The 6,132-nt window shown below is 26.5% G+C and carries 5 protein-coding genes; 3 read left to right on the forward strand and 2 right to left on the reverse strand.

The features are described 5' to 3' along the window. On the reverse strand, positions 1 to 297 hold a 297-nt coding region (locus WC356_07115), incomplete at its 3' end, for a 2-oxoacid:acceptor oxidoreductase family protein (protein MFA5382913.1). 124 nt (positions 298 to 421) lie between these two features. On the opposite strand from WC356_07115, the gene WC356_07120 reads away from it, so the two are divergent. Together WC356_07120 and WC356_07125 are read left to right on the forward strand one after the other, a co-directional pair. After that, entirely contained in the window at positions 422 to 1,852 is a 1,431-nt protein-coding gene (locus tag WC356_07120) for a carboxypeptidase-like regulatory domain-containing protein (GenBank protein ID MFA5382914.1), read from the forward strand. 93 nt (positions 1,853 to 1,945) lie between these two features. Then, positions 1,946 to 2,467 (forward strand): hypothetical protein, encoded by a 522-nt coding sequence (locus tag WC356_07125; protein MFA5382915.1) that lies wholly within the window; start codon positions 1,946 to 1,948, stop codon positions 2,465 to 2,467. A 17-nt stretch (positions 2,468 to 2,484) separates the two neighbouring features. Here the strand turns inward: WC356_07125 and dcd are convergent, their stop codons facing one another. Beyond that, entirely contained in the window at positions 2,485 to 2,958 is a 474-nt protein-coding gene (dcd, locus tag WC356_07130) for a dCTP deaminase (protein ID MFA5382916.1), read from the reverse strand. A 61-nt stretch (positions 2,959 to 3,019) separates the two neighbouring features. Between dcd and WC356_07135 the strand changes: the two genes are divergently transcribed. Continuing rightward, positions 3,020 to 6,132: hypothetical protein (locus WC356_07135; GenBank protein ID MFA5382917.1), on the forward strand; the 3,113-nt coding region annotated here is incomplete at its 3' end.

Genomic DNA, 6,132 nt, shown 5'->3' on the forward strand with positions numbered 1-6,132 from the left:
TAAATGAGAATTAACTATAACTGTTCCTCCTTTTTTTAATCCTTCACATACATTTATTGAACTTATTAAAGTAGGATCTAAAACAACAACATAATCAGGAGTATATACATTTTGATGAACTCTTATTGGTTTATCATCAATTCTACAATATGCTTGAACAGGTGCTCCTCTTCTTTCAACACCAAAATAAGGAAAACTTTGAGAATACTTTCCTTTATATCCAACTGCAATAGCTAATAATTCAGCTGCAGTAACTGCTCCTTGTCCTCCTCTGCCATGTATTCTAACTTCAATCATAAAACTCAACTGAAAATTATTATTTAAGAAAAATATATAAAACTGCTGTTAAGTTAATTTAAAAAACTTTAAAAAAAGTTTATAAATGTGTCTTTCATTATTAAGATATAAAAAGGTGAATTTTATGAAAGGTTTTACAAATAATAGAACATTAATAGCATTTGGTTTGGCACTATTTATGGTAGTAGCCTTATGGTTAGCAGTTCCTTTAACTGCATGGAGCTTTGAAAATAGCTGGACATTAGATTCAGATGGAAATGAAGAAGATGAATTCACTTCTGGAGATGATGTTACAGTTGTAGTAAACATGACAAAGAACACAGAAGATATTTTAAGAGGAACTTCAATTGAATTAGACGTTCCAAACTCAGCAACAAACGTTGATGTAGTAGCATCATATTGTGAATTATATGATGATGAAGGAACTTTATTAGAAACTTTAACATTCGATGATGATGGAAATTATGATTCAATAGATTATGGATATGGTTATGATTATGGATATAACTATTTCGGTTATGGATATGGATATTGGTATGGAGATGAATATTCAGGGTTAAATACATATATTTTATGTTATTATGAAGTAGATGGTTCTGACAATGAAGAAGATGGAACATATACATATACTGTATACTTAGGAGCCGGGTTAGATCCAAATAGAGCAGCTTTAGAAGAAGAAGCAGGAACATATACTGTAGGTGCATCAACAGAGGGTGGATCAACAGGTGGTGGCGGAGCCCCAATAGGACAAACTGGAAATGTTCCAGACGATACATTTGAAATTCCAATTGAATGTGATGATTCAAAAGCATTAGGAGACGTATATATTGACTATACAGGTTCAATGTTAGAAGAATTAATTGATGAAACAACAATTAGAATTGAATTAACAACAACAGGAACAGTACCTGGTGGATTTGAATTTACAACTACAATTGATGATGTAAACTGTGAAGATGTAAATAGTATCTCACCTTCAGCAGCATCAATGGAAGAAGGAAGTTGTATAATAAATTGGGAATTAGATGGAGATGAAACAATAACCTTCAAAGTAAGAGGTTCAAGAGTACATAAAACAGATATTGAATATTCAGCAAGTGCTTGTATAGATGGACAAGAAGGAGAAGAAGGAATTCCAACAATCCCAGAAACAGAAGAAAATCCAGAAGGAACAGTTCAATGTACACAAGATGGAAATACAGTTAGATGTTTAGTAACAGATGAAAATGGAAATCCAATATCTGGAGAAGAAGTAACTGTAATTGGACCTGATGGAACTGTATATACATATACCACAGATGAAAATGGAAACTTTAGTTTCTTAGCTTCTGAAGCAGGGAGATGGGCTTATACATTTAAGAATTATGATGCAAGCGGCTCATTAATGGTTTCAAAAACAGGAGAACCTATAGATGGAGAAACTGGTAGTCAAGAAGGAGATTCATCTGGATTGCTCTTAATAGGTGGAGTAGTTATTATAGTATTAGCAATAATACTATGGTGGCTTAATTCACAAGGAGCACTTGGGTTAAAGAAATTAAAGAAAAAATAATTTCTTTTTTTTTCTTTTTTTATTTTTATATTAACAACAACAAATACTTTTTAATATCTTATTTATTAAATAAAAATTAGAAGGTGAAATTAAATGGATAAAACTTTAAAATGGATAATTGGGATAGTAATCATACTTATTTTGGCAGTTATAGTAATACTTACTATGAGTATGGGAGCATTAATATTTGGGAGATATGCACAAGGAACACCAATGTGTATATTTGAAGAAGCAGGATTTGTATGTAATGAAGTAATTCCTGTTATAGACACAAATGGATATTTATATGGTATATTCCAACATGCAAAAGATGAAACAATTATTATTAAAAAAGTAGCTTTTGTAGAAGGAGCAGATAAAAATACTGAAGTTAAATGTTGGATAGATACACAAAATATAGAAGTACCTTCAAGAAAACCAATTTCATTTACTAAATTCGCTGCATCTGGAATTCAAGGATGTAAAGTTAATGGAGAAAAAATACATTTAAATCCAGGAGCTCAAATAAAAGGAAAACTTTTTATTGAATATAATTTAAAAAGTGATGAGAATAATGAAATTAACACACCAAAATATGCAATTGCAAATATAATAGCAAACGTAGAAGTAGAATAATTCTCTTTTTTTTATTTTTATTCTATTTTATGAAAAACTATTTGTGAAATTTTCATACCAGAATTTAATTTTATTGAAAAAGGAGCCATATTAACTATTTCTAATACTATTGCATTTTTAGAATTTGGGTGATGAACTGAACTTGTTATATGTACAGCTAAACCCATACGCGCATATCTGCTTCTGCCTTCTAATCTCCCAACAATATCTTTATCTATTATTATCTTCTCTTTTGTAATACCTAAACACATTTCCTGGCTTTTAAGAATGATATTATTTGTTTTTACTTTTTTAAGTGCTGATTTATATCCTATTTTTTTAAGATCAATAACTTTATTTGGCGAAAAAGTATCTTTAAAAACCCAGAAAGTATTATCTAAAGTTAAATCCACAGAAGAACGGCCAATTTGTGATTCTTTAATATTTGGTATAAATTTAATTTTCCCTTTTTTTATATATTCTTCTATTGTTTTTTTAGATAAAACTGTCATTAAATCACCGATAATTTAAGAGAAAGAACCTTTATAAAGGTAAAGAGTTCTTTTTATTAATATGTCCTTAGATTACATTAGTAGAGAAAATACACATACTGAAATCATAAATAATAAAAAAGAACTAGAAACTGCTATGTTTGATTGGGCTATTAAAAATAGAAATTTAATAGATAAAAATAGATTTAAAGATATAACTGGGGGAAATCCAGATTTATTAAGGTTAACTACCATAGAATTAGAAAAATCATCAGAATTAAAAAAAGAATTAGAATATAGATTAAGAATATATGTTGAGTCTCGTTTTAATCAAATTCATAAATATATAGAAATGAAAGGATTAGATAATTATATTGCTGATTTAGCAGATATAAAAGATAAAGAACTTGCTTTTATTTTAATTCTATCAAAATGGACTAAAGGAGTAAATGAAATATTTAAATACGAAAAAGAAGAAAAAGATACATTTTACAAAGAATACATAGATGAAGATGGAGAAAATTATTTATTATATAATAAAGAAATAATTGATTCAATGATTGAATGGTCAAAAAATAATATAGAAAAAATAAACAAAAATAAGTATAAACAAATAACTGGAAATGCATTAGATATTAATAATATATCTGAAGAAGAATTAGAAAAATATGTAATATTCCGTTTTAAAGAAATAGAAGAAGCTATAGAAGAGAATGGGCTTTTAAAATTTACTAACAGATTAGAAACTATTGAAGACAAAAAACATGTTTTTTTAACAATATATGAAAAAGGTTACGAAGGAATAAAAGAATTACAAAAAGAAAGAGATAAAATTAGTAAGATTATTGATGATATTGATTATATAATTACATACCAAGAAAATGAAATAATAACACATAAAAGAGAAAATATTGATTCAATAAACAATTGGATAATTACTCCAAACACAGAACAAAATAAAGGTATTGATTTTAGTATTCTAGGAATGGGTTTTAATCTTAGCAGAAAAAAGTTTGATGAAATTACTGATTTAACAAAAGATATAATTTATGAAACTTTAAGTTCTACCATACAATTTGATAATTATGGAAATGAACTAAAGGAGTTAAAAGAGATAAAAAATATTTCTGGAAACTTAGATTGTACTGAACGAGTTATTTCAGATGCATTATCAATAACTATCCCAGAAAATGGATTTTATTTTGAAGTAAATAATAAAAAGGTAGCAATAACTAAAGAAGGGGACCACATCCATATTTTTTATAACGGCTTTGGAATGAATTTATATTATGATGAAAACCCAGATTATTCAAGAACAACTATATTTATTGATGGGATAAAATTAACAATTTCTGTAGACGAAAATTTGAATGTAACAATAACGCCAGAAAGTGGAAATAAATTAGATTTATCAACTAATACTATAGTTACAATAGAAGAAAATAAAATTGTAAATACAGATTCAACAAGTATCAATTTATCTATTGTAGATGATTCAGTCCAAAGTGAAATATACACAGAAATAAAAAGTGGAAATATCATTCTCTCTAACGAAGGTATTGGACACATTTCATTTAAAATTTATAGTAAATTAGATGAAGATATATTTACTTTTAATAAAACAACAAATGATTTAATTTTTGGAGAAGAACTTTATTCTATTGATAAAATATATGATATAAATGCTGATTTTAAAATTCCATTAGGAAAAGAAAACCTTTTTGAAATTGGTTTACAAAATGGTGCAAGAATAATAGAAATTGATAATGAAAAAGAAAGAAAAGTATCAACAAGTGGAAAATTAAATTTTGAATGGAACGGAATTTCTGTGTCTAATTTAGACATAAATATTAAAACAGAAACTAAAAATAAAGAAACAGATTACGAAGAAAATCATACAAGTATAAACATAAATAATGGGGGAGCATATTTTTATATTAATGATCGCATAGATTTGGATGAACTTCTAACTAAACAAGGAACAATGACTAAAATATTAAGTGATAAAACAATTAAAGTAAAAATTAATTTCAAAAAATTGAGTGCAGGATTAAAAGAAGAAGAAACCTCTGAAGAAATTATTGGATTTTTTAAAGAACTCCATAAAATATTACCAAAAGGAATTGAATTATCTGGTGAAAAAGAAGAAGGATTGCTTTTATTAGATGTAATAAATGGAGATAAAAAAATAGAAGAATTAAAAAATTTAGAATCATTTTCTAAAAATAGACTAGAAGAAAAAGCAAGAAATGCAGTTAATGATGTGATTAAAAAATTTGTTAAAAAACAAGAAAATTGGATAAAAAAAGAAACAATTCAAGATATTGGAGATATTGGATTTACAGGAGCAAACTTTAATTTATTTACTGGAATAGGTCAAAATCAAAACACTTCAACAATATTAAATACAGGTATTTTAGTAGGTAGATTAAATGCGGACATCAATCCTTTATTAGGTTCAAGTTTAAATTTTTCTACAGAAACATATATGTTAAGCCCTTATCTTTTATTAGAATTTAATTACAATTTCCCTAACCAAACAGAAAATTCTGGATTCGAATTTGAAACATCTGTATTTGGAGCTTATAATCTTTTAGGTATTGAAAATTATTATATAGAAGGAAAAAATCTAATGTTTAAAATTCCCTTAGAAATAAATTTAAGCAATTATAATATTGCAAATTTTGAAATAGAAAAAAAAGGAGTATTTTCAGGTTATGGAAATTTGGGTTTTAAATATAATATTACAGAATGCTCAAATTTAGGAATTACAGGTAATTTTTACCCAACTTATGACATATTTAATGGTAAAATAGGAGTTACTTTATTACCTTCTATGTCCTTTGAAACACCTAATTTTAGCAGTGGTTGGAATATGTATAATTTAAACAGGCATGAATTATATATAACAACAAATACACAAAAAGTAAGAAATAGATTTAGTCTTGAATCAGATAAAAACGCATTAGAATTTGCAATAAATTCAAATATAACTTTTCTTGAAGATATTACTCTTGGAGTTGAAGGAAAGTATTCAATAAGAGAAAAAATTGGGTCTTGGGAAGGAAAAGGAATTGCTATTTTTGGCCCAATGGAATTAAATATAGAAATTACTAATATTGGAAATTTTGAATATAATTGGAATATAGACGCAGTATACCCAATAAGATATTATAAAAATAAAAAAAATAGAAT

Source organism: Candidatus Micrarchaeia archaeon (assembly GCA_041653315.1).
Classification (GTDB): Archaea; Micrarchaeota; Micrarchaeia; order Anstonellales; family JAHKLY01; genus JAHKLY01.

Coding starts and splice junctions, on each gene's coding strand:
- WC356_07120 (MFA5382914.1), top strand. CDS start 422: ATGAAAGGTTTTACAAATAATAGAACATTAATAGCATTTGGTTTGGCA.
- WC356_07125 (MFA5382915.1), top strand. CDS start 1,946: ATGGATAAAACTTTAAAATGGATAATTGGGATAGTAATCATACTTATT.
- dcd (MFA5382916.1), bottom strand. CDS start 2,958: ATGACAGTTTTATCTAAAAAAACAATAGAAGAATATATAAAAAAAGGG.